The sequence below is a fragment of the Kutzneria viridogrisea DSM 43870 genome, assembly GCF_000525635.1.
GTDB classification, from domain to species: Bacteria; Actinomycetota; Actinomycetes; order Mycobacteriales; family Pseudonocardiaceae; genus Kutzneria; species Kutzneria viridogrisea.
Genome location: NZ_CP007155.1, coordinates 206,895 through 229,489, shown reverse-complemented (window position 1 = coordinate 229,489; position 22,595 = coordinate 206,895). Strand labels below are relative to the sequence as shown.

The window sequence follows — 22,595 nt, the reverse complement described above, 5'->3', positions numbered from 1 at the left end:
TTCAATAAAATGAACGCTACGGCGCGAGGTGGTGCGCGTCAAGTGTCGGCGGGCCGGAGTCGACCGGGTACTGGAGCAGCAACACCGAGGTCACCGGGCCGTCCACGGTCTCGTAGATGTGCGGGCGGTTGGCCGGGAAGCTGACGTAGTCCCCGGGGCCCAGCTCGTAGGGGTCCTCCGGCGGGCCGACCCGCAACCGGCCCTCGGTCACGACCACGTGCTCCACGCCGGGATGACCTTCGGAGTGCTGGCGCTGCCCGGGCCGTACGCGCTGGTCGTAGACCTCGAACACGGTCTCGGTGACGTCCAGCCTGCGCAGCATGCGCAGGTCCACGGCGTTGCTGCTGAGCACCTCGATGCCCGCCGAACGCACCAGCACCACGTCCGGGTCGGCGCGGTGGGTGAGCAGGGTGGACACCGGTACGGTCAGCGCGTTCGACAAACTGAACACAGTGTCGATGGTGGGGTTGCCCGCACCGGACTCCAGCTGGGACAGCGTGCCCTTGGCGATGTTGGAGCGCCTGGCCAGCTCGGACAGCGACAACCCGCGCTGCTCGCGCAGGACCTTCAGGTTGGCGGCCAGCACCTGGCCCGCCCTCTGTTCCACCACGGCCCCAGCGTGCCACGTGGGGGCCCCGGCTGTGGGCCCCCACGTGGGGCTGCTGTTACGGGGCGGGCGGTGCGAAGCAGTGCACCAGGTCGAGCAGGTTGTCCAGCCAGCCGATGCTGGTGCTCGGCCGCAGCCGCACCACCTGGGGGTCGTGGTCGCTGGCCTGGTCGTAGAACTCGGAGTTCACGTGCACCACGTCGTAGCCCACGCCCCGCGGGCCGGTGCTGGTCAGGATGTGGTCCAGCACCTCGGAGTTGCCCTGGTAGACGTAGCTGTAGCGCTGCGCCGCGGGCAGTTCGGCCACCAGGTCCCGCAGCTTGCCGCCCGCGGTGAGGGTGGCCAGCGAGGAGGAGAACTGGAAGTCGTTGAAGTCGCCCGGGATCACCACGTTGGCCCTCTCGTCCACCTTCAGGATCTGGTCCACGAAGGCGCGCAGCGCGGCGGTCTGCTGCCCGCGCTGCACCTCGGAGCCGCGGGTCGGCGGCTGGTAGCGGCCCACGTCCGGCTGGTCACCCAGCTTGGACACCAGGTGGTTGGCGATCACGAACACCGTGCGGCCCTGGAAGGAGAACTCGCCGACCAGCGGCTTGCGGCTGGCGTTCCACGCCGGGTTCGCCGGGTCCACGCGGCCCGGGGAGACCGACAGCTGCGGGCGGCCGTTCTTGGTGAGCACCCGCGTGGCAGTGGTCGCGTCCCCACCGGGCCGGTCCACGAAGGAGACCCGCTTGGGGTTGAACAGGAACGCGATGCGGATGTTGCCGCCGGGCTGGCCGCCGTCCGCGTCGTTGACCGGGTCGATCTCCCGCCACTGGTACTGCGGACCGCCCGCGGCCACCACGGCGTCGGTGAACTTCTTCAGCGTCTGGTCGGCCGCCACGGTGCCGTCGTCGGCCGCGCCGGAGTTGTCCTGGATCTCCTCCAGGGACACCACGTCCGGGGTCGCCAGGTTGTGCACCAGGTTGGTGGCCAGCCGGTCGTACTTGGCCTGCGCGTCGCCGGGCGCCAGGTTCTCCACGTTGTAGGTGGCCACCGCCAGCTCGTCCACCGTCTGCCGCTTGGTGGTCTCCGCCTGGAGGTTGCCCGGAGCCAGCGTGCCCAGGGTGGTCGCCTGCAGCGCGTAGCCGCCGAACTGGGTGTAGTCCAGCGGGCCCTCGGTGCTGCCGGTCAGCTTGTCGCCGACGTTGGCCTTGGGGAAGGGCACCTGCGCGAACGGGATCAGCGACTGGACCTCCAGCCGACCGCTGTTCGGGTCCTGGTAGCCCAGGTACACCGTGCCGCCGCGCTCGCTCGGGTTCTGCGCGGGCTTGCTCGTCACGTAGAGCTCGTTGTACTTGTCGGTGGCGCCGACCACGCGCGCGTCGGTGACCTGCACGCGCATGCCCTCGCGGGACTCGTAGTAGTCCAGCGCGTACTTGTCCGGCTGGAGGGCCTGCGTCTCGATGTTGCCGCCGGTGGGCGAGAAGGCCGCGGGCACCGTGTCCGCACCGATCACCTCGGCAGCGGGCAGGGCGTTGCCGGAGGAGACCACCGACACCTTGGGGTTGCTCAGCTCCGTGATCGACTGGTACGCCGAGCTCGTGCCCTTCTCGTCAGGGTAGAACTCGTGCACGGTGCCGGAGACCAGCACCGAGTCGCCCGGCTTGACCGTGATCGCCGCCGAACTGGTGTAGGCGAACAGGCCCTCACTGGTGCGCGGATCGTTGTCCGGGTTCGGGTCCTGGAAGAAGAAACCCTTGCTGGAGCCGAAGTTGCGCACGCCGGTAACGATGCCCGGCACGTTGGTGACCTGCTTGCCGTCCAGCGGCGAGAGGCGGCCGGTGCCCTGGATGTCGTGGATCCGCGCCGTGCCCGGCTGACCGGGGTCGGTCGGGTCCCCGCCGCCACCCGGCGCGGTCTCGCCCTTGCTGTTGACCGGGGCCGGGGCGCCCACCGCGAAGTCCGCGGCGTTGTCGTCGGTGTCGGCCAGGCTCGCCACCCGGGCCAGCGCCGTCGCGTTGGCCGGAGCCGGGGCCGCGTTGCCCTCGCGGACCACCGCGCCGCCGAAGCCCACCAGGTCGCGCACCCTGCTGTCGGCCGCGCAGTCCGCCGCGGTCAGGCAGGTCAGCGGGTCCTTGCCCGCCACCAACGCCACCGTGCCCGCCGTCGCCGACATGTTGATCGTCCCGCTGGCGTCCGGGCCGGGCAGCGCCGCCGTGCCGCCAGCGCCCTTGCCCTCACCGACCAGGTACTTGCCGCCCGCCGCGATCGAGCCGGTCAGCGCCGTGACCTGCCAGGTGCTCGTCGGCTTCGGGGCCGCGGGCAGGTACTGCACGCTCCAGCCGTCCACCGACACGGCCGCCGCCGCCCGGTTGGCCAGCTCGACGTAGTCGCTGGTCAGGGTCGCGCCCGAGTTGCCGCCGCCGCCGTACACCTCGGCGATCAGCGCGTCGGCGCTCGGTGCCGCGCCCGCGGGCGGTGCCGTGACGGCCAGCCCTGCGGTCAGCAGCGCGGTCGCCGCCGTGCCGGCCAGGGCTCTGCGGCGGTGCGGAGATGGGGTCACCCTCGTCCTCCTCGATCAGTGGTCGGGGCATCCTCTCCCGCGATCCTCAGCCAGTGAAGGCTTTTCGCCGAAGGTTCACGCAGGCCAGCCGATCGGCCGGGCAGTTCACGTCCTGTTTGGACGCCGAAGAGCGGTTTGGACGACTACCTGGCCCAGTTCGCAGTCGCCGCCTCGAAGTGCTCGGCGAGCGCCGTCCGGTCCGGGCACTTCTCCTCGGCAATGGCCAGGGATCGGCCGTTCAGAGCGGCGTAGCCCGGGTGGTCCAGCAGCCTGGGGTCGACCGCGATCACGAGCGATTCCGGGTCGACCGCGAGCATGCCGCAGTCGAACAGGGCGTGGATGTCGGAGCGGAGCAGCATCCCCTCCTCGACCACGTGCTTCTCGTGGACCGCGAAGGAGCGCAGGTGCGCTGCCTGCAGTGCCTGCCCCGGGCAGGGCCCGGTGACCGCGCAGACGAACCCGTACTTGTCCACGAGGGCCTTGCGGAACCCCTTCTGCCCCTTGCGCACGCTGACCAGCGCTTTCCGCCTCCCCGCGGCCAGGCTTCCAGTGGGCGCGTCCTGCGTGGTCGTCGTCGGCGGCGGCACCGGGACGGAGAGCTGTTCCAGGAGGTTCACCACGCCGTTCAGGTGCAGCTCGCGGATCACTGGCTGCTTCGAGCCATTGACGGCGACCGCATCGACCTGGGCCATCGAGATCGCCCCCTCCAACTCCTGCCAGGTGCCTGCGTAGTGGGCGGTGTAGCGGTCGACAACCACCGCCTCCTGCACTGGTGTGTCGAATGCGCTCTTGCACGCCGAGCACCAGTAGGTCGGCTTGGTCTTCTTGCGGCGCTTGAAACTGGTCGAGCGGCACTGCGGGCACCGCAGCCTGGTCTTGGGCTGATCGCGCTCGACGTCGATGCGCTGGATCCGCCCCACCCCCAGCACGAACTTCTTGGCGCGCAACAGGACCAGGTCGCCCACAGCGGGTTGGCCGTGGTTCTGCACAGCGGAGTCGTACGCGTACTCAGAGTCGACCACGTCTGCGTAGCCGTCGTTGCCCTGGAAGTCACGCTGGTCACCGAGCGCCGCGAACGCCCAAGCCTTCGCCACCCGCTCGCCCTGGTTCAGCTCGCGCTCGACGATGTAGCCAAGGCGTTCCAGCAGCCTGGCCACAGTGGCCTCACCGCCGCTGAAGTCCGCAGGCCGCCAGAACTGCCCGGTGGCGTACCCGTGCGCGACCCCGACGATCGCCTTGGAGTCGTACCGTTCCCCTTCGTGCACGAGGAAGTACGACCGGGCCACACCGAACCTGTACTTGGCCAGGAACTCCAGGCGCCCGAGCCGCCTGCACTCCCCGATCGCCTCAAGCACCGCTTCACGCGTGATGTCCTCTAGCGCCACACCCCGACCCTAGAACCCACCCCCGACAAGTCAGCCCGCTCCTCAGGTGCCCCCAGCGGCGAACCCGTCCCCACCCCCCAAAGTCTGGAGCCCGCCCCCCAGATCGGGGGCCGTGGGGGCAGCGCCCCCACACCGGGGGTCTGGGGGTCGCCCCCCAGAACAAACGGCGAAGGGGCCTGTCCGCGCTTTCTGCGGACAGGCCCCTTCGACCCTGAGCGGTGACGGTGGGATTTGAACCCACGGAGGGTTGCCCCTCACGCGCTTTCGAGGCGCGCTCCTTCGGCCGCTCGGACACGTCACCGGGGAGAACAATACAGGACCGGTCGGGGGCCTATTCGTCGGGTGGTCGATCGACCAGGTCCACCAGCCGCAGTTCGACGTCCAGCTCGAAGGCACTGGTCAGGGCCTGCCGGGCGAGCAGTAGCTTGGGCAGCACGGGCATGGCCTCGGCGTCGGCGACCACGCTCACCACCAACCGGTCGGCCGTGGCTGTGATCCACGGCTCGTCCACGCCGGGCACCTTGGTGATCGGCGCGTCCTCGGCGACGGCCGGGTGCAGGCCGCCGACCTCGGCGAGCACGGCCCGCACGGCTGTGGCCAGGTCCTCGCCTGTGTCGGGTTCGGTCACGGCGCCACCGCCGCGACCTGTTGCTGCGGGACGCGCGCCTCGGGCGGGATCAGCGCCACGTCGACGACGGTGACCCGCACCTCGTCCACGCGCACGCCGAGGTTGTGCTGCACGTTGTCGCGCACGGTCCGCGAGACCTCGACCGACACCTCGCGCGCTGGCCGCCCGCCAACGGACAGCGCAACGCCGAGCCGCACGGCGGCGGGCTCGGCGCTGACCTGGATCCCGTCCACGGGGTCTGCGACGTCCCGGCCGGTGATCACGTCTCGCAGCTGTCTGCCCAGGTCGGCGACGAAGCCGAGCAGGGTCGGCTCCAGGCTGACCACGCCGTCCACCGACCGCGCGGCGGTGGCGGTCAGCCGCGCGATCGCCCGCGACTCGACGACCACGCCCTCGGCCACCTCCACCGCACCGCCCAGCGCAGTGGTCATGTCGCCCCCTCCCTGGTGTCCGCCTCGACCACGTCGAGGGTGAGTTCACGCAGCCGCATTCCCACGTGCGCGGACACGACCGCCTCGATCCGTTGCCGCAGCGCGGCCTCGTGCAGCCGGTACCCCTCGGGCACGAGCACCTCGACGCGCACGTCCAGCACGTCAACGGCGTCCACCGGGGCGTGCACCTCGCAGCGCCGCGCGCGCAGCACGGCGCCGGGCTGGGTGTCCACGGCGAAGCGCACGACCGCGGCCACCGCCTTGGTCGAGATGCGGGCCGGGTCGGGGCCGGACACCAGTGGCACCGTCTCGCCGCTGCGCGCCTCGGTGCGGACCACCCGCATGACCCGCTCCAGCAGGCTGGGCGGGGCGGAGACCTCCTCGTCGACGAGTTGTCTGGTCGCCGAGTGCAGCGCACGCAGACCGTCCAGCGCGGTCTGGCAGTGCGGGCAACTCGCCGAGTGGTGGTCCAACTCGGCGCCCGACACCACCGAGTCCCAGAGCGCGTCGACCGAACGCCCACAGGGCAGTCGTCCGGTCGAGGGGAAACGACGGCGGGGCGGGTTCAACGCCATGCGCGCATCACCTCCGCCAGTTTCGCCCGTGCCCGCGACAACCTGCCGCGCACCGACTGCTCGGAGGCGCCGACGACGCCAGCGATCTCGGCGTAGGACAGGCCGTCGACCTCCGCGAGCAGCCAGACCGCGCGTTGCGGGGCGGGCAGGCCTGCCAGTGCCTTGCGCAAAGCCTCCACCCCCGCCCCGGTCTGCGCGGCGCGCTCCGGATCGTGTCGTGTGACGGCCGCGGTCTCGGGCACGGTATCGGTCGGTTCAGTCTTGCGGCTCTTGCGTTTGCGCAACAGCACGAGGCACTGCCTGTGCGCGATGCGGAACAGCCAGGTCCGCACGGCAGCGGGTTCGGCGAGCTCCCCGAGCCGCCGCCACGCCGTCACGAAGACTTCCTGGGTGACGTCCTCCGCCTCGGCCCGGTCGGCCAGCATGCGCAACGCCAGGCCGAAGACCCGGTCCTGGTAGCGGCGCAGCAGCATCTCGAACGCGGCGACGTCCCCGTCGGCGGCCCTGGTGGCGAGCGTGGCGTCGTCGATGTCCGCGCTGGACGTCTCCTCCTGCTGGAGGTCCGACACCACTCACCTCCTCAAGCGCACCTGGGCCCACTCCCTGTGAACGGGAATGAGCCCATGGTGACAGTGGACCGCTCATGCCGCTGGGGACTGCTCCCCCGCACGGGTTACTTGCCGGACAGCTTGTCCTTGACCTCGTCCACCACGCCCGCGGCCTTGTCGCGCAGGTCGTGACCGGCCTCCTTGACCTCGCCGACGACCTGGTCCTTCTTGCCCTCGGCCTGGAGCTTGTCGTTGCCGGTGAGCTCGCCGATCTTCTCCTTGGCCTCGCCGATGAGCTGCTCGGCCTTGTCCTTGGCCTTGTCGAAGACGCTCATGGTGGTTCCTCCAGTGGGAAGGGGCCGGACTGCTTCCGACCCGGACAGAGGAGAGATGCCCGGTGCGCGCACAACCTCACGAACTTGTGACTGGGGTCACATTCGATGGTGGCGGAAGAACTCGTCCACCAATTGCGCGCACTCCTGCTCCAGCACCCCGCCGACCACCTCGGGCCGGTGGTTGAGCCGCCGGTCGCGCACCACGTCCCACAGGGAGCCGACCGCGCCCGTCTTCGGTTCCCACGCCCCGAACACGACCCGCGCCACCCGCGCCAGCACCAGCGCGCCCGCACACATCGTGCAGGGCTCGACCGTCACCGCGAGCGTGCAGCCCTCCAGCCGCCAGCCGTCCCCGTGCCGCCGGGCCGCCTCGCGCAGCGCCAGCACCTCGGCGTGCGCGGTCGGGTCGCCCAGCGACTCGCGGGCGTTGCACGCGCTGGCCAGTTCCGTGCCGTCCGGGCCGACGACGACCGCACCGATCGGCACGTCGGAGCCGGACAGCCGGGCCGCCCGCAGCGCCGCGCGGACCAGCTCCTCGTCCCCGGGCCTCACTGCTCCACGCGATCCACCAGCGCACTGAACTCGGCGCCGAAGCCGCAGCGCTGCGCGATCATCTGCAACTGCTCGTCCGGGTACAGGTCGACCTCGTCCACGATCACGTGCAGCTCCCCGTCGGGCAGCCCCAGGTCGGCGAGCAGCCCCAGGTCACCCTCGGGCCACAGCCCGTCGTCCTCCTCGTCCGGCGGCTCGACCCGCAGCAGGTCGAGCACGTCCGCCGCGATGTCGTAGTCCAGCGCCGCCGCGGCGTCGGACAGCAGCAGGGACACCCCGCTTGGACCGGGTCTGAGCAGGACGAAGAACTCGTCGTCCACGTTGAGCATGCCGAAGACGGCGCCGGTGGAGCGCATCCGGCGCAGTTCGGTTATCGCCGCGTCGAGCTCCCCCAGCGCGGTGCTGTCCATCGAGCTGCAACGCCACTTGCCGTCCTCACGGACGACCGCGACGCCGAAGCCCCCTAGCGGCTCGTGCACCGACATGCGCATACCGTATGCGCCCAGCCCATCACCCGGAAGCACCATCCCCCTCAGGCCGCTGATCTGTGCCCAGCCACGAGGCCGATCAGGTGGGACCATCGGGGGATGACCACTTCCGCTGCGCGCCCCGCCCGCACCCAGTCCAGTGACCCGCGGTTCACCGGGCTGATCGAGGCGGCCCGAGCCCTGCAACCCAGGACGGTCGCGTTGCGCAGGCAGGTGCACAAACACCCTGAGCTGGGGTTGCGGCTCCCGGGGACGCAGGCCGCCGTGCTGCACGCGCTGGAGGGTCTTCCGCTGACCGTGACCAAGGGCGAGTCCTGCGACTCCGTGGTCGCGGTGCTCCAGGGGGCACGCCCCGGCCCGACCGTGCTGCTGCGCGGGGACATGGACGCGCTGCCGCTGACCGAGCAGACCGGCTGCGGCTTCGCCTCCGAGGTGGACGGCGCCATGCACGCCTGCGGGCACGACACGCACGTGGCCATGCTCGCGTCCTCGGCCCGCCTGCTGTGCTCGCGCAGGGAGGCGCTGACCGGCCGGGTGGTGTTCATGTTCCAGCCCGGTGAGGAGGGCTTCCACGGCGCCAAGCTGATGCTGGACGAGGGCGTGCTCGGCGCTTCGGGGGTGCGCGTCAACGAGGCGTTCGCCCTGCACATCACGTCCACGCTGAAGTCCGGGGTGATCACCTCGCGGCCCGGCGCGATCATGGCGGCGGCCGACGTGTTCCGGGTCAAGGTGGTCGGCAGGGGCGGGCACGCCTCCATGCCGCACAACGCGCTGGACCCGGTGCCCGCGGCGGCGGCCATGGTCGGCGCGCTGCAAACGATGATCACCCGGCGGATCAGCGCCTTCGACCCGGCCGTGCTGACCGTCGGCCGCATCGCCGCGGGCACGACCAGCAACATCATCCCGGAGGTCGCCGAACTGGAGGGCACGATCCGCACCTTCTCCGAGGCCTCACGGGCCCAGGTGCACGCCGAGGCCAAGCGGGTGTGCGAGCACGTGGCGGCGGCGCACGGCTGCGCGGCCACCTTCCAGATCGAGCGCGGCTACCCGGTGACCGTCAACGACGAGGAGGTGGCCGCGAAGGTGCTGGGGCTGGCGAGCACCGTGCTCGGCAGCCGGTGCAGCGAGCCGATGGCGCAGCCCATGATGGGCTCCGAGGACTTCTCCTACGTGCTGCGCCAGGTGCCCGGGTCGATGGCCTTCCTGGGGGCCTGCCCGCCCGCGGTGGAGCCCGAGCGGGCGGCCCCGAACCACTCCAACCGGGTCGTGTTCGACGAGTCCGCGATGGAGCACGGGGTGGCGATGTACGCCGCGTTCGCACTCGACGCGCTCCGCTGAGCCTGGGGTGGTTTCGCTGAACCACGAGTTGGCGGCAGGATGGTGCGCGTGCTGCCTGTCTGCGTGCTCGGGTTGGGACTGATCGGGGGTTCGGTGCTGCGCGCTGCCAGCGCGGCCGGCAGGGCCGTGTGGGGTGCGACAGCCTCCACAGCCGACGCCGAGGCCGCGACCGCGGCGGGGTTCACCGTCGAGGCCAGCTTGGACGACGCGCTGCGGCGGGCCGACGAGGAGGACGCGCTCGTCGTGCTCGCCGTGCCGCTGACGGCGCTACCTGAGGTGCTGCGCTCGGTGGCCGCCTTCGCACCCGGGTGCAGGCTCACCGACGTCACCAGCGTGAAGGGCGCCGTCACCGAGGCCGTGCGGAAGATCAACCCGTACGCGCGCTACGTGGGCGGGCACCCCATGGCGGGCACCTCCCGCTCCGGCTGGGCCTCCGGGTCGGCCGAGCTGTTCCGGGACGCGCCGTGGGTCGTGACCACCGAGGACGACTCCGACCAGGAGGTGTGGGCCGAGGTCGTGCAGCTCGCGCTGAGCTGCGGGGCACACGTGGTGCCCACCTCCTCGGCCGCGCACGACGACGCCGTGGCCCGCATCTCGCACCTGCCGCACCTGCTCGCCGCCGTACTGGCCTCGGTCGGCGCCTCCGGCGGGCCGCTCTCGCTCGCGCTGGCCGCCGGGTCCTTCGGTGACGGCACGCGGGTCGCCTCCAGCAGGCCCGAACTGGTGCAGGCCATGTGCGAGGGCAACCGGGCCGCGCTGCTGGACGCCGTGGACGACGCGCTCGGCCGGCTCGGCGCCGCCCGCGGCTCGCTGGCCTCCACCGGCGGGCTGGCCGCCACCGTCAACGCTGGCCACCTGGCCCGCCGCGAACTGGAACAGCACCGGTCCGGCCCGCGCCAGGCGGTCAAGGTGGACCTGACCGCGGACAACGCCATGGCGACCCTGCGCGACCTGGGCAACCGGGGCGGCAGGCTGACCTCACTGGACGGCACGGTGGCCGTGGTGAAGACCCTCTGAGCTTGCCCGTGTCGGGTAGAGTGGAGCCAGCCGCGGCCCGTAAGCCGAGGAAGTGAGCCCGAACGACCGCCGGACGACGGAAGTTCGGGCTTCGCGCTGTCTAGAGCAGATCGGTGTCCACGCAGCGCACGACCAGCTTGGCGACTCGTCGCCGCCAGTCACCTCCGCCACCGAAGCACCAGGCGACGGCATCGGGCACCCAGAGCAGCGGTTCCTCGTGCGGGCGCAGGTGCTCGTAGACCAGGCCGGTCCGACGCGCGTGGTGGCCCATCGCGGTGCGGAGTACTCGCAGGTCGAGCCGATCACCGCTGGCCCGGCTCTCCAGCACCAGGCGCCGTGCGTTGGCCTCGACCAGGTCGGCTACGAGGCCGCGTAGGCAGTTCTCCCGCGCGAGTTCGCCGGGCTCCTGACTGGTGTACATCGCGACCCGCAGCCCGAGGCACTCCAGCCGCGCGATGATCTCGCGGCGGCGTGCGCATCCCTCGTCCTTGAAGTGGATCCGGCGCTGGCCACCCAGGCACAGGGAGCGCAGAGCTGTCCTGGTTCGTCCCAGCTTGTCCGGCTGCATGTGGCTGGCGGCCAGGAAGTAGGTGGCTCCCCGGCGGGACTCGTCGACGAACACGTGCACGCTCACCGGGCCGATCATCCCGCACCCGTCACGGAGTGCAGCGATCGGCCACGCAGAGCGATCAGACCCGGCTGGCGAGCCCTGGGTAGTCGATGACCAGGCCGTCGGGGTCCACCGTCAGGTCGTTGGCCGACTCGTCGCGCGCGAAGGACACCACGGAGCCGGTGTCGGACAACGAGACGGTCCGGTACCGCTCACGGACCAGTCGCACGGACAGGTCGGGCAGGGACACCCAGACCACCGGCAGCTCGTGCTCCCCGGATTCGCGGTGCAGTCCGAGCCTGCGGATCGGTAAGGCGTTGAACAGAACGCTGCTCTCCACGTTGACGTCCACGGCGCCCTCGAACTCGCTGCGCTCGGCCCCACGCCCGCGGTCGACCAGCCAGACCCCGTCCTCGGTGCGGCTGATGGACACCTGCCGCTCGTCCTCGGCGGTGGCGCTGCGCAGCAACAGCCGGGACACCACCCCGTCCTCGCCGACGGACAGCTCGAACGAGGCGTTGTAGGCCTCGTGGTCGCCGGACCTGGCCGCGACCACGCGCCCGGACGCCTTGATCCGGCTCTCGGAGAGCACCAGCCGCGCCGACTCCAGGCGGGGGCCGGTGAGTGCCTGCCAGGTGACCATGATGGGACGCCTGCCGAGCGGGGCAGCGGGGTGGTTCCGCCCCTCGGAGGGGGTCCGCTCAGTGGTGTTCGGGAGGTTCACAGTCCACCTTCGGCCGTTGCTCGCGTCGTTTCAGACCTGACTTCGGAGCGTACCCAAACGGGTGCCCCGATCACACCGTCGACAGCACTGAGGGCCTCCCAACACAGCCCGGGAGGCCCTCAGTGCTCAGTCGAGCGGGGTGATCAGTTGGCCCTGCGGCGACGCACGAAGAACAGCGCGCCGACACCGGCACCGACCAGCACGACACCGGCCACGATGGCCCCGATGACGGAGGCACCGGTGTAGGCCAGCGGGGTGTCGTTGGAGGCGGGCACCGGGACCGGCACCGGGGTGGTGGTGGTCACCGGGGTGCTGGGTGCGGGGGCGCTGGTGGTGGTGCTCGGCACCGGCGTGGTGGTGGTCACCACGGGGGCGACGGTCCAGTTCGCCTTGGCTTCCTGGTGCAGCTTCACGTCGGTGGGCTTGGCAACGATCAGCGACTGGGTCAGCGCGTTGCCCTTGGCGTCGGCGCCGACGAACAGGCGACCCGCCTTGAGGTGGGCCTCGGCGTCAACGGAGAAGCCGCCGTTGCCCTCCTTGGCGTCGGCCGGGACCTTGACGTAGATCTCGGTGCCGTCGACGACCTTGTCGATCGCCTTGCCGTCCTTGTCGGTCAGGGTCACGCCGTTGGGCAGGTTCTTGCTCAGGTCCACCTTGCTCGCGGTGGTCTTGACCGTGAACGGCCCGATCAGCTCACCGGTCTTGCCGGTCTTCTCGCTGGGCAGCAGGGACAGGCCGGGGGTCGGCTCCTGCACCGCCTTGGCGTTCTTGAGCAGGTACTTGTACGCGGCGACCACGTCGGCACCGGCCTCGGCACCGTTGTAGGGCGTGGCGTTGTTCTCGTCCAGGTCGGCACCGTCGGACAGGTGCCAGATCGCGGCCTGGGTGGCGGTGATCGCCTCGTGGGCGTTCAGGCCGTCGTGCAGCGTGCCGCCCGCCTTGGTGATGGCCGCGCCCAGCGCATCGGGGGTGACGTTCGGGTAGCTGTTCTGCAGCACCCAGTTGATCAGCTGGCTGTTCTGCTTGAAGCCGGGGGCACCGTGCTGCGAGGGGTCGTAGGGGTACTTGTCCCACGGCACCTCGGTCATCTTGACCTTGCCGTCGATCTCGACGTTCAGCTCGACGCAGTAGGTCAGGACGTTGGTGTTCTCGACCTTGAGCGGGATCAGGAGGGTCTGCTCGGTGGCGAACTTGTCGCCCTTGAGGACCACGTTGTAGCCGTGCGTCTCGTCCACGCTGGCCAGCGGGGTGTCGCGCTTGCCGTCACGCGGCTTGGCGTGCCCGTGGTTGTCCTTGCCATCGTCCGCGATGGCCATCGGGGCCGCAGCGGCCATGAGGGCAACCGACGCACCGAGCACAGCTGCGCCCACACGGAGCGGGTGGAACCGGGATGCCATGACTCTCCTTCAACCTGGCTAGCAGTGGTCCCCGACGGACTGCCTACTCAGCGGCGTTACACCAAGTTTCGAACGCCACACGAACTGATGTATTCGACCTCGCGGTGCTTACTCCGAACGGCTCAGAAGTGGCGTTCGTGTAGCTCGCCAGCAAGGAATGCGGCGCCACAGTACTCGATAGGGTGAACGTCACGGGCAGTCGACCCGCCAACGATCACCACATGGCCTCCCACCTGTGGGAATCCACCCCCCGAACCGCTTCCTGGGAGCGCTCTCCACGCTCCACACGGGACGGTTGGACCCGAGCCACGCTCAGCAATCACCGAGCGTGAGCGAAAAGCGGTTCACGGCACGCTCGGCCACGCATCAAGCGGTCCACCACGGATCGATGTTTCCGCAGTTGGAAACGATTCAGTTACAGCGAGCACCAGAGCTGCTTCAACAGTTCGCGATATGATCGTTATCCAACGGAGATCACTCCATTCGGGTGGTTACTCCGTTCGAGTTGCAAGATCGCGCGCGGCCGCGTCGTGAACATCACGTGTCCTCCGGGATGTTGAACCGGCCACCAATGGGGAAACTGAGCGGGTGACGCGCGTCCGCGACCTCAGCCCCTACGTAGAACTGGGCCGTCAGCACTGGCGGGAACTGCGGGCCAGCACCCCGCTGAGCCTGACCTCCGAGGAACTGCAGCGGCTGCGCGGACTCGGCGAGCGCATCTCGCTGGACGAGGTCGCCGACATCTACCTGCCGCTGTCCCGGCTGATCAACCTCCAGGTGGCGGCCAGGCAGCGGTTGCACGCGGCGACCACGACCTTCCTCGGCGAGGCGGCCGAGAAGGTGCCGTTCATCATCGGGGTGGCGGGCAGCGTCGCCGTGGGCAAGTCCACCACCGCCCGCATCCTGCAAGCCCTGCTGGCGCGCTGGCCGGACCACCCCAGGGTGGACCTGCTGACCACGGACGGCTTCCTGTACCCCAACGCCGAGCTGGAGCGGCGCGGGCTGATGACCCGCAAGGGCTTCCCGGAGAGCTACGACCGCCGCGCGCTGGTCCGCTTCGTCGCGGACGTGAAGGCGGGGGCGCACGCGGTGGAGGCCCCGGTCTACTCACACCTGAGCTACGACATCGTGCCCGACGTGCGCCAGGTCGTCCGGCAGCCGGACATCCTGATCGTGGAGGGGTTGAACGTGTTGCAGCCCGGTTCCCGGCTGGCGGTCTCCGACCTGTTCGACTTCTCCATCTACGTGGACGCGCACATCGACAACATCCGCCAGTGGTACGTGCAGCGCTTCCTCGCGCTGCGGCACACCGCGTTCTCCAACCCGGCCTCGTTCTTCCACCGGTACGCCACGCTGACCGACGAGGAGGCCGTACAGCGGGCGACCCAGATCTGGACCGAGATCAACGAGCCGAACCTGCTCAGCAACATCCGGCCGACCAGGGGCCGCGCCGCGCTGGTGCTGCGCAAGGACTCCGACCACTCGATCAGCCGGGTCCGGATGCGCAAGCTCTGAGTTGTGCACACCCGCCGAGTTGTCCACATCTGGATCTTCAGCAAGATCAACTGTCGGGGGTGGGCGGTAGACTGGTGACGGGGTCGCCCCCCTGGGAGTGGCGGGGGATGCACTAGTCGTTACGACTTGTCCCAGCCCGCGGCGACCAGTTCGCAGGCGGTGGCCAGGGCGTCGAGCACCACGGGCAGCAGGGGATTGGTGTTGCTGGAGCGGTGCAGGGCGAGGATCCGGCGGTGGGCCGCGGGCTCCGGCAAGGGCCGCACGACCAGGCCGGTGTCGTGCTCCAGCGCCAGCTTGGGCACGACGGCGACGCCGAGGCCCCGGCGGACCAGCTCGCAGACGACTCCGTAGTCGTTGCTGCGCAAGGTGATCCGTGGCGCGAACCCGGCCGCGGCGCAGAGGCGTTCCAGGGAGCGGGCGCCCGCGGTGTCGGCACGGGTGCAGATCCAGTGCTCGGGTCCGGCCTCGGTCAGCGAGCCGATCTCGCGGCCCGCGGCGGCGATGAGCACCAACGGTTCGGCCAGCAACGGGGTCTGCACGAGCTCGGCGGGCCAGCTACGGGGATCCAGGTCGTAGCCGAAGACCACGGCGGCGTCCCGCTCGCCGTCCAGCACGGAGGCGAGCACCTCGTCCGGTTCGCCCTCGTCCAGCAGCACGTCCACCCCCGGCCTGCGGTGCACCACGGCAGCCAGCGCCGCGGACATGACGCGCGCGTTGGCGGTGGCGAAGCTGGCCAGCCGCAGGGTGCCCGCCTCACCGCGGGTCAGCGCACGGACCTCGTGCTCCAGCTCGGACAGCGCGGCGAGGGCGTGCCTGCTCAGCACCGCCAGCCGCTGCGCGACGGCGGTCGGCCGCACGCTGCGCGCGGAGCGCTCGAACAGCTGGGCGCCGACAGCGCGTTCCAGCATGGCGATCTGCTGGGATACGGCCGAGGTGGTGTAGCCCAGCACCCGCGCGGCCTCGGCGAACGACCCCGACCGCACCGCTTCGGTGAGCGTGCGCAGGTGGATGGGGTTGAGCATGACAACCGAGGTTAGACGCAGTTGAGCTCCGGGCGCTGGGTGCTCGCGGCGAACCGCTGCGCGGACATGGCGGATACGTCCACCACCGGCCGGTGCCCGAGCACCAGGTCGCGCAGCACCTCGCCGACCGCGGGGCCCTGGAGGAAGCCGTGCCCGGAGAAGCCGGTGGCGTAGAGGAACCGGCTCACCCCGGCCGCCTCGCCGATCATCGCGTTGTGGTCGGGGCTCATCTCGTACAGCCCGGCCCAGCGGTGCGCGATGCCGACCTCGGACAGGGCGGGTGCCCGCCGCGCGATGGCCTCGGCCAGCCTGGGCAGCCAGGCCTCGTCGGGACTGAGCAGGAAACCGGGTTCCTGCTCAGGATCGGACATGCCGACCAGCAGGCCCCTGCCCTCCTCGTGGAAGTAGAACGTCGTGCCGAAGTCGATGGTCATCGGCAGGCCGGGCGGCAGGTCGGCGATCGGCTCGGTGACCACGATCTGCCTGCGCAGCGGCACAACGGGCAGGTCGATGCCGACCATCTCGCCCACGGCTGCCGACCAGGCCCCGCTGGCGCACACCACGACCGAGGTCATGACGCGGCCCTGGTCGGTGCGGACGGCGGTGATCCGGCCGTCCTGGACCTCGATGCCGGTGGCCGCGCGGCGCTGGCGGATCCGGGCGCCGTGCGCGCGGGCTCCTCGCGCGTAGCCCTGCACCACGGCCTCCGGCGTGCAGTGGCCGTCAGTCGGCGAATAGGCGGCGGCGAGCAGCCCCTCCGCCGCGACCAGCGGGGACAGCTCGCGCGCCTCCGCCACGGTGAGCATCCGGCTGGGCACGCCCATCTCGTTCTGCAGCACCACGTTCCGCTCGAACGCCGTCACGTGCTCGGGGTCGTCGAGCAGGAACAGGTACCCGTTCTGCCGCAGGTCGATCTCTCCGCCGGGCCGCTGGCCGAAGCGCTCGAAGGCGGCCAGCCCGCGCTGGCCCAGCGCGATGTTCACCGGGTCGGAGAACTGGGCGCGCACCCCGCCCGCGGCACGGCAGGTGCTGCCCGCGCCCAGCTCGTCGCGTTCCAGCAGCAGCACGTCCACGCCCGCCTCGGCGAGGTGGAAGGCCGCCGACAGGCCGACGACCCCGCCTCCGATGACGACCACCTCGGCTCGCTCGTCCATCAGCCCAAGGTAGGGCTGCCCAGCAGCGGTGGGACATCGCGACTTCGTGCTGCTGAGCGCCAGCGATCGTGGGGCTCAGACCAGGATCGCGGCCACCACTCCCGCGAGGGCGCCGAGCACCGCGCACAGCGCGCCGGACAGCCGGGGCATGGTCCGGCCGGGGACGCGGCACAGGATCAGGGCGCCGAGCTGGGACACCGCCAGCGCGGCGAGCACGAGCGCGCCCACGGAGAGCAGCCCGCCGGAGACGAAGCCCTCGGGCAGGTGCGGGAAGGCCATCGCCCCGGCGACGATGATCGACAGCCAGATCGAGGCCGCCGGTCCCACGCACACCACGACCACGAGCAGGGCGATCCAGTGGGTCGCGCGATTGCCGATCACCGGCCCACGGTATCCGTGCTACGGGTGTGGCGAGGTGCCCAATCCCCGCCACACCCGTGGCCTCGTGCGCCCGGTCAAGCAGCAGTCATCACTGTGGCAGGGGTCTTCTCCACTCCAGGGCGAACCTTGCTGCACCCGATCCGGTGACCTGTTCAACAATCCGACATGGGCACAGTTGAACGTTGTTGACCTTCGGGGTTGACTTGGTCTGGTGTCCGCCTGGGTTCATCCGGCGACCGAGCCACCCACGGCGTGCCGTGAAGGTGCCCTTCGCGACGTTCAACGTCCTGAAGGTGCCCTTCACGCCACCTCGCGGCACGGACTCGGCGCCCGCGGCGGCGGTACGAGGAGGGAACGTCGTGGCCGAGCTGAGCGGTGGGCCGGTGGAGCTGCTTGCGGCCGACCGGGGGCAGCTGGAGCGGGTGAGCACGGCCGAGCGGGTGGCCGACGTGCTGCGCACCCGGATCATCGTCGGCGACCTGCCGCCGGGCACGAGGCTGTCCGAGGAGGCGATCGGCTCGGCGCTGGGGGTCTCCCGCAACACCCTGCGCGAGGCGTTCCGGCTGCTCACCCACGAGCGGCTGCTGGCGCACGAGCTCAACCGCGGCGTGTTCGTGCGGACGTTGACCGAGCAGGACGTCACCGACCTGTACCGGCTGCGCAAGGTCGTGGAGTGCGGGGCGCTGCGCTACGCCGTGCTCGGTGAGCAGGAGCTGGCCGCGGTGCGGGCGGTGGTGCAGGACGCGGTGCGCGCCGCCGAGCGGGCGGACTGGGTCGCGGTCGGCACCCACAACCTGCGCTTCCACCAGGCCCTGTGCGCGCTAGCGGGCAGCCCGAGGGTGGACGAGATGATGCGCGGGATCCTGGCCGAGCTGCGGCTGGTGTTCCACGTGATGGGCGACCCGCGGCGCTTCCACGAGCCCTACATCACGCGCAACGGGGAGATCGTGGAGGTGCTGGCCAGCGGGGACCAGGCCGGGGCCGAGCGCATGCTCGCCGTCTACCTGGACGAGGCCGAGCAGCAGCTCACCGAGGGCTATCGGCAACACGTCTGAGCTGGTCGGGGACCTCGGTGTGCTCACCGGTGAGCAGCGCGCTCGCGGTGATCAGGTCCATGGTCAGCGGGCGGTCCTCGGTCTCGGGGGGCAGGGTGCGGACCGCGTTGTCGAAGGCGGCGACCAGGTCCTGGCTGCCCTCGGGGCGCAGCCCGCGCATGCGCAGCACCCGCACCGCGGCGATCAGCTCGCAGGCCAGCACGATCACGTAGTGCGGCACGACCTCGCCGGTCATCCGCGCCGACTGGGCGGAGAAGCTGGCGTGTTCCTCCACACCGCGGGACAGCGTGGCGTGGCCGAGCACGGCGGGCATGGCCATGGAGCGCACGCTGGCCAGTGAGGCGGCGGCGGTGTACTCGATGACCATCAGCCCGGAGCTGCCCGTGGGCTCGTCGGCGGCGAAGGGCCGCAACCCGGTGTAGGCGGGTTCGCAGAGCATCGCCAGCCGCCCCGCGGACAGCTGCGCGGTTTGCAGCACGGCCAGTCGCGCGCGGTCCAGGGCGAGGCTGAGGGTGATGCTGTGGAAGCCGCCGTGGTGGAACACGTCCCCGTCCACGACCGACACCAGCGGGTTCTCCGCTCCGGCGTTCAGCTCGACGGCCAGCACCTCGTCCAGCGCGGCCACCGCGTCCACGGCCTCGCCGTGCACCTGCGGGAAGCAGCGCAGCCCGAACGGGTCCTGCACGCGGGCCGGGACGTGCCGGATCTCGCCGAGCAGCGTGCGGACCCGCTGCGCCACCTGGCCGCTGCCCCGGTGCGGCCGCGCCTGGTGCACGACCTCGGCGAAGGGCTCCACCGAGCCGTCCACGGCGAGCAGGCTCAGCGCGGCGGTGGTGCAGGTCTGGTCGAGCAGCGCCGAGATCCGGGCCTGGGCCAGCGTGGCCTGCCCGATGGTCAACGCGTTGCTGCTCAGGAAGGCCAGCGCGTCGGAGGTGGCCAGTTCGATGGGCGGCAGCGGGTGCGGCCCGGCCCACGGCAGCTCGCCGACCAGGGTCAGCGCCAGTTCGGCGAGCGCCGTGAGATCGCCGGTGCCGATGGCCCCGACGGAGTGCACCTGCGGGTAGCAGCCCGCGTTGAGCGCCAGCGCGAGCGCGTCCACCACGTGCTCGGACACCCCGGAGTGCCCGGCGAGCAGCTGGTTGGCGCGGATGACCATCATGGCCCGCGCCTCGGGCTCGGTGATCAACGGACCGGTGCCGCCCGCGTGGCTGCGCAGCAGCCTGCGGCCGAAGGCGGGCACGTCCTGCTGGTCCACGCCGATGACCCGGTTCGCGCCGACCCCGGTGGTGCGGCCGTAGACCTGCCGCTGCCCGCTGACGTCCTGGGCCAGCGCGGCGGCCTGCCGCACCCGCTCGCGCGCCAGCGCGTCCACGCTCACCGGCACCCGGCCGACGGCGATCGCCACCACGTCCTGACCGGTCAGCGCGGTCCCGTCGAGAACTACTGCCACGAACGGGAGGTTAACTGCTCAGCAACCGCATTCCACCTGGTGTGCGGGGGCGGTGAGCCGGTCCGGCTCGCCTCTGCTGGTGCCCTGGTCGGTGCGCACCGGCAGGCCCTCGCGCACCCAGTACTCGTAGCCGCCGATCATCTCCCGGACCTGGAAACCCTTGCGGCTCAGGCGGAGCGCGGCCTTGGTCGCCCCGTTGCACCCCGGGCCCCAGCAGTAGGTGACCACGGGAACGGCCGGGTCGAGCGAGTCCTCCACCTCGCGCAGGTGCAGTGCGCCGGGCACGCGTCCCTGCCGCCAGGCGTGCTGGTCGCGGCTGTCCACGAGCACGAACCCCGGCTCGCCGGACTCCAACGCGGTGTGCACGTCGGAGACGTCGGTCTGGTGCGCCAGCTTGGCTTCGAAGAAGTTCACGGCACTGACGCTAAGCGGGGTTCTGCCTGGACTGAACCGACAATCCACGGCATCTTGGCCATATGACCGTGGAATCCCTGGACAGTACGGACTGGCGCATCCTGGAGCAGCTCCAGCGGGACGGCCGGATGAGCTACGCCGACCTGGCCCGCGCCGTGGCCATGTCGCCCAGTGCGGTCACCGAGCGAGTGCGGCGACTGGAGGAGGCGGGTGTGCTCGCGGGCTACTCGGCCGTGATCGCCCCGGAGCGGGTCGGGCTTCAGGTGATGGCCTTCGTGCGGCTGCGCTACCCCACCGGCAACTACCGGCCGTTCCACGCGCTGCTGGACAGCACCCCGGAGGTCGTGGAGGCGCACCACGTCACCGGGGAGGACTGCTTCGTGCTGAAGGTGCTGGCCCGGTCGATGCGGCATCTGGAGGAGATCACGGACCGCATCGCCGGGCTCGGTTCGGTCACGACGAGCGTGGTCTACTCCAGCCCGCTACCGCGCCGGGGCATCAGCGTTCAGGACAGCTGACCGTCGTAGTCGGGCAGCTTGAAGCCCCGCTCGTAGTCGCCGCCCTCGAGGTCGGTGGACCGGTTCCCGATGTTCGCGGTGATCGTGTAGCCCTCCTCGGTCAGCTCGCGGCGGCAGCGCTGCTTGCCCTCGGCGGTGCCCTCACCGGACTGGCGGGTGCAGATCCCGTCCACCGGGTAGCCCGCGCTGCCCAGCTGCGAGCGCGCCGAGGAGGAGCTGGTCCTGGCCGTCACGAACAGCACGGACACGTTGTGCTGGTCGGCCCATTGGGCCACGGCGAGCACCGGCTTGTTCGGCCTACCGGGGTTGTACTCGGTCTCCAGCGAGGTGTTGTCGATGTCCAGCACGATCGCCAGCTTCGAACCACCCTGCGCCACGCGGTCCCGCAACCACGGGATCACCGGGTCGACGGCCTGCTTCACGTCGGCCTGCCACTGCGAGTAGCTGGGCAGGGTGGACGGCGCGGCCGAGGCGGTGCCGGACAGTGCGGTCGCGGTCAGCGCGGTGGCGGCGAGAACAACGGCGCAGGCGCCCTTGAGGTTCATCGGTGCGTCTTCTCCTCAGCACGACGGGAATTGCCGCACGGAAGAATAAGCAGGCCGCCACCGCGAATGACCGCTCAAACCCGAGCATTGAGCTGATCTCACCGAAATCAGGCTGGTGAGCGCGCGGATGGGTCTGAGCTGCGTGAAGACGGAGGATTGCGTGGAGACGGGCGTGTAGTCCCTGGTAGAAGAACTCTCGCCAAAGACGTTCCACGCACCAGGGACTCCACGTGATTGCCTGTCGTGCCATCCTCGACGTGCCCCACGCACTCGCTCACTACCTCGGCCGTCTGCTTCACGCGGAGCGGCGCGAACGTCGCACTCCACGCCATGGCCGGGCGCTGACGTGCTTCGGACAGGCGGTGTTCGCGCTGCGCTGGTTTCGCGAGAGCCGCGATGTTCCCGCGCTCGCCCGCGACCACGGCATCTCACGCGCCACTGGCTACCGCTACCTGGCCGAGGTGATCGATGTGGTGGCCGCCCAAGCCCCGGACCTGCACGAGGCCCTGCGCACCGCCAAGGCCGACGGCGCCACGCACGTCGTGCTGGACGGCAAGCTGTTTGCCAGCGACCGGTTGGGCGAGCAGACCACCAGCGTCCGCGGTGAGCAGATCGACGCCTGGTACTCGGGCAAGGCCCGCGAGCCTGGCGGCAACATCCAGGCCGTGATGGCGCCCGACGGTTTCCCGTTGTGGGTCTCCGATGTGATGCCCAGCTCGGTGCACGACCTGACCACGGCTCGCGGCCACGTGCTCGGCGCCCTGTACTGGGCCGCGTCCCAACTCGACCTGCCCACACTGGTCGACAGCGGCTACGACGGTGCCGGGATCGGCGTGCTCACCCCGGTCAAACAGCCCGCCAACAAGCGCGCTCTCGACGTGGACACGCGCACCTACAACGCGTTGCTGCGCAGCCTGAGCTGCCTCGGCGAGCGTGGGTTCGCGCTGCTGACCGGCCGCTGGCGATCGTTACGCCACATCACCGCCAGCCCTCGCAAGATCGGCGACATCGTCAAGGCTGCACTCGTGCTCACGCATTTCGAACACGGTCGGCTCACGTGAAAGGTCGGCGAGATCAACTCACTTGAAGTAGGCATAACTCCGGGTTGGCAACCTGGGGTTATGGATTATCCGGACCGTCGCAACGGGTTCTTGGTCATTTTCCGCTGTCTGTGGTGCTGTGCCAACCGCTCGTCCCGGTCGCTCGCCTGGAGGCCGGCAGGGCGGGCTGTCGCTGATCAGCATCGGCGCGCCAGGTACAAGTGCGTCTCCGTCGTCACCTCGAACGAACCGCGGTGATCGTCGACGACTTGCGTCAGTTTGGCGGCCATGACGTGCTCGTAGATCGAGACTCGGCAGCACCAG

25 protein-coding genes and 1 tRNA gene are annotated in these 22,595 nt (G+C 70.7%); 6 read left to right on the top strand and 20 right to left on the bottom strand.

Features of this window, described 5'->3' with window-relative positions; genetic code table 11:
- Positions 1-16: 16 nt before the first annotated feature.
- From KALB_RS01135 to KALB_RS01085, 11 genes are all read right to left on the bottom strand, one after another.
- Positions 17-610: a helix-turn-helix domain-containing protein gene (locus tag KALB_RS01135; RefSeq protein ID WP_025353887.1), complete on the bottom strand. Its 594-nt coding sequence runs from the start codon at positions 608-610 to the stop codon at positions 17-19.
- A gap of 55 nt (positions 611-665) precedes the next feature.
- The gene (locus KALB_RS01130; protein WP_042220093.1) at positions 666-3,149 is read right to left on the bottom strand and encodes a DUF8508 domain-containing protein; all 2,484 of its coding nucleotides are present in this window, start codon (positions 3,147-3,149) and stop codon (positions 666-668) included.
- A gap of 143 nt (positions 3,150-3,292) precedes the next feature.
- Positions 3,293-4,534: an HNH endonuclease gene (locus KALB_RS48395; RefSeq protein ID WP_148309313.1), complete on the bottom strand. Its 1,242-nt coding sequence runs from the start codon at positions 4,532-4,534 to the stop codon at positions 3,293-3,295.
- Positions 4,535-4,750: 216 nt separating this feature from the next.
- Positions 4,751-4,835, bottom strand: a tRNA-Ser gene (locus KALB_RS01120).
- Between the two features lie 30 nt (positions 4,836-4,865).
- Positions 4,866-5,162: a hypothetical protein gene (locus KALB_RS01115; protein WP_025353884.1), complete on the bottom strand. Its 297-nt coding sequence runs from the start codon at positions 5,160-5,162 to the stop codon at positions 4,866-4,868.
- Positions 5,159-5,593, bottom strand: coding sequence for an Asp23/Gls24 family envelope stress response protein (locus KALB_RS01110; RefSeq protein WP_025353883.1), 435 nt, complete (start codon positions 5,591-5,593; stop codon positions 5,159-5,161). Before KALB_RS01110 ends, KALB_RS01115 begins: the two co-directional genes overlap by 4 nt.
- Entirely contained in the window at positions 5,590-6,168 is a 579-nt protein-coding gene (locus KALB_RS01105; protein ID WP_025353882.1) for an anti-sigma factor family protein, read from the bottom strand. The genes KALB_RS01110 and KALB_RS01105 overlap by 4 nt, the downstream gene beginning before the upstream one ends.
- Positions 6,159-6,737, bottom strand: a complete 579-nt coding sequence (locus KALB_RS01100; RefSeq protein WP_042221499.1) for an RNA polymerase sigma factor — start codon at positions 6,735-6,737, stop codon at positions 6,159-6,161. The genes KALB_RS01105 and KALB_RS01100 overlap by 10 nt, the downstream gene beginning before the upstream one ends.
- A 104-nt stretch (positions 6,738-6,841) precedes the next feature.
- Positions 6,842-7,051: a CsbD family protein gene (locus tag KALB_RS01095; RefSeq protein WP_025353880.1), complete on the bottom strand. Its 210-nt coding sequence runs from the start codon at positions 7,049-7,051 to the stop codon at positions 6,842-6,844.
- 96 nt (positions 7,052-7,147) lie between these two features.
- Positions 7,148-7,603: a nucleoside deaminase gene (locus tag KALB_RS01090; RefSeq protein ID WP_025353879.1), complete on the bottom strand. Its 456-nt coding sequence runs from the start codon at positions 7,601-7,603 to the stop codon at positions 7,148-7,150.
- Positions 7,600-8,088 (bottom strand): tRNA adenosine deaminase-associated protein, encoded by a 489-nt coding sequence (locus tag KALB_RS01085; RefSeq protein ID WP_025353878.1) that lies wholly within the window; start codon positions 8,086-8,088, stop codon positions 7,600-7,602. The genes KALB_RS01090 and KALB_RS01085 overlap by 4 nt, the downstream gene beginning before the upstream one ends.
- Positions 8,089-8,190: 102 nt before the next feature.
- Here KALB_RS01085 and KALB_RS01080 point away from each other — a divergent pair, with 102 nt between their 5' ends.
- Together KALB_RS01080 and KALB_RS01075 are read left to right on the top strand one after the other, a co-directional pair.
- Entirely contained in the window at positions 8,191-9,429 is a 1,239-nt protein-coding gene (locus tag KALB_RS01080; protein WP_025353877.1) for a M20 metallopeptidase family protein, read from the top strand.
- Between the two features lie 39 nt (positions 9,430-9,468).
- Positions 9,469-10,446 (top strand): prephenate dehydrogenase, encoded by a 978-nt coding sequence (locus KALB_RS01075; protein ID WP_042220089.1) that lies wholly within the window; start codon positions 9,469-9,471, stop codon positions 10,444-10,446.
- Positions 10,447-10,546: 100 nt separating this feature from the next.
- Here KALB_RS01075 and KALB_RS01070 read toward each other — a convergent pair whose 3' ends face one another.
- The 3 genes from KALB_RS01070 to KALB_RS01060 form a co-directional block, all read right to left on the bottom strand.
- Positions 10,547-11,080 (bottom strand): hypothetical protein, encoded by a 534-nt coding sequence (locus KALB_RS01070; protein WP_025353875.1) that lies wholly within the window; start codon positions 11,078-11,080, stop codon positions 10,547-10,549.
- Between the two features lie 55 nt (positions 11,081-11,135).
- The gene (locus KALB_RS01065) at positions 11,136-11,780 is read right to left on the bottom strand and encodes a putative glycolipid-binding domain-containing protein (RefSeq protein WP_051913439.1); all 645 of its coding nucleotides are present in this window, start codon (positions 11,778-11,780) and stop codon (positions 11,136-11,138) included.
- A gap of 143 nt (positions 11,781-11,923) precedes the next feature.
- A complete protein-coding gene (locus tag KALB_RS01060) occupies positions 11,924-13,114 on the bottom strand; it encodes a thioester domain-containing protein (RefSeq protein WP_158510698.1) in 1,191 nt (396 codons plus the stop codon).
- A 651-nt stretch (positions 13,115-13,765) separates the two neighbouring features.
- Between KALB_RS01060 and coaA the strand changes: the two genes are divergently transcribed.
- On the top strand, positions 13,766-14,692 hold the full coding sequence (gene coaA / locus KALB_RS01055; protein WP_025353872.1) for a type I pantothenate kinase: 927 nt from the start codon (positions 13,766-13,768) through the stop codon (positions 14,690-14,692).
- A 119-nt stretch (positions 14,693-14,811) separates the two neighbouring features.
- Here the strand turns inward: coaA and KALB_RS01050 are convergent, their stop codons facing one another.
- The 3 genes from KALB_RS01050 to KALB_RS01040 form a co-directional block, all read right to left on the bottom strand.
- Positions 14,812-15,714 carry a LysR family transcriptional regulator gene (locus KALB_RS01050; protein WP_025353871.1) on the bottom strand — a complete coding sequence of 301 codons (903 nt, stop codon included), beginning with the start codon at positions 15,712-15,714 and terminating at the stop codon, positions 14,812-14,814.
- An 11-nt stretch (positions 15,715-15,725) separates the two neighbouring features.
- Positions 15,726-16,868 (bottom strand): NAD(P)/FAD-dependent oxidoreductase, encoded by a 1,143-nt coding sequence (locus KALB_RS01045; protein ID WP_025353870.1) that lies wholly within the window; start codon positions 16,866-16,868, stop codon positions 15,726-15,728.
- Between the two features lie 75 nt (positions 16,869-16,943).
- The gene (locus tag KALB_RS01040; RefSeq protein ID WP_025353869.1) at positions 16,944-17,249 is read right to left on the bottom strand and encodes a hypothetical protein; all 306 of its coding nucleotides are present in this window, start codon (positions 17,247-17,249) and stop codon (positions 16,944-16,946) included.
- Between the two features lie 359 nt (positions 17,250-17,608).
- Here KALB_RS01040 and KALB_RS01035 point away from each other — a divergent pair, with 359 nt between their 5' ends.
- The gene (locus KALB_RS01035; protein ID WP_025353868.1) at positions 17,609-18,304 is read left to right on the top strand and encodes a GntR family transcriptional regulator; all 696 of its coding nucleotides are present in this window, start codon (positions 17,609-17,611) and stop codon (positions 18,302-18,304) included.
- On the opposite strand, the gene KALB_RS01030 is transcribed toward KALB_RS01035, so the two are convergent.
- Together KALB_RS01030 and KALB_RS01025 are read right to left on the bottom strand one after the other, a co-directional pair.
- Positions 18,276-19,754, bottom strand: coding sequence for an aromatic amino acid ammonia-lyase (locus KALB_RS01030; protein WP_025353867.1), 1,479 nt, complete (start codon positions 19,752-19,754; stop codon positions 18,276-18,278). The genes KALB_RS01035 and KALB_RS01030 overlap by 29 nt on opposite strands.
- A gap of 18 nt (positions 19,755-19,772) precedes the next feature.
- Positions 19,773-20,168, bottom strand: a complete 396-nt coding sequence (locus tag KALB_RS01025; protein WP_025353866.1) for a rhodanese-like domain-containing protein — start codon at positions 20,166-20,168, stop codon at positions 19,773-19,775.
- A 62-nt stretch (positions 20,169-20,230) separates the two neighbouring features.
- Here KALB_RS01025 and KALB_RS01020 point away from each other — a divergent pair, with 62 nt between their 5' ends.
- Positions 20,231-20,686, top strand: coding sequence for an Lrp/AsnC family transcriptional regulator (locus tag KALB_RS01020; RefSeq protein WP_025353865.1), 456 nt, complete (start codon positions 20,231-20,233; stop codon positions 20,684-20,686).
- On the opposite strand, the gene KALB_RS01015 is transcribed toward KALB_RS01020, so the two are convergent.
- Positions 20,674-21,231: an HAD family acid phosphatase gene (locus KALB_RS01015; RefSeq protein ID WP_025353864.1), complete on the bottom strand. Its 558-nt coding sequence runs from the start codon at positions 21,229-21,231 to the stop codon at positions 20,674-20,676. The two genes, KALB_RS01020 and KALB_RS01015, sit on opposite strands and share 13 nt — an antisense overlap.
- A gap of 230 nt (positions 21,232-21,461) precedes the next feature.
- On the opposite strand from KALB_RS01015, the gene KALB_RS01010 reads away from it, so the two are divergent.
- Positions 21,462-22,292, top strand: a complete 831-nt coding sequence (locus KALB_RS01010; RefSeq protein ID WP_025353863.1) for a transposase family protein — start codon at positions 21,462-21,464, stop codon at positions 22,290-22,292.
- The last annotated feature ends 303 nt before the right edge of the window (positions 22,293-22,595 follow it).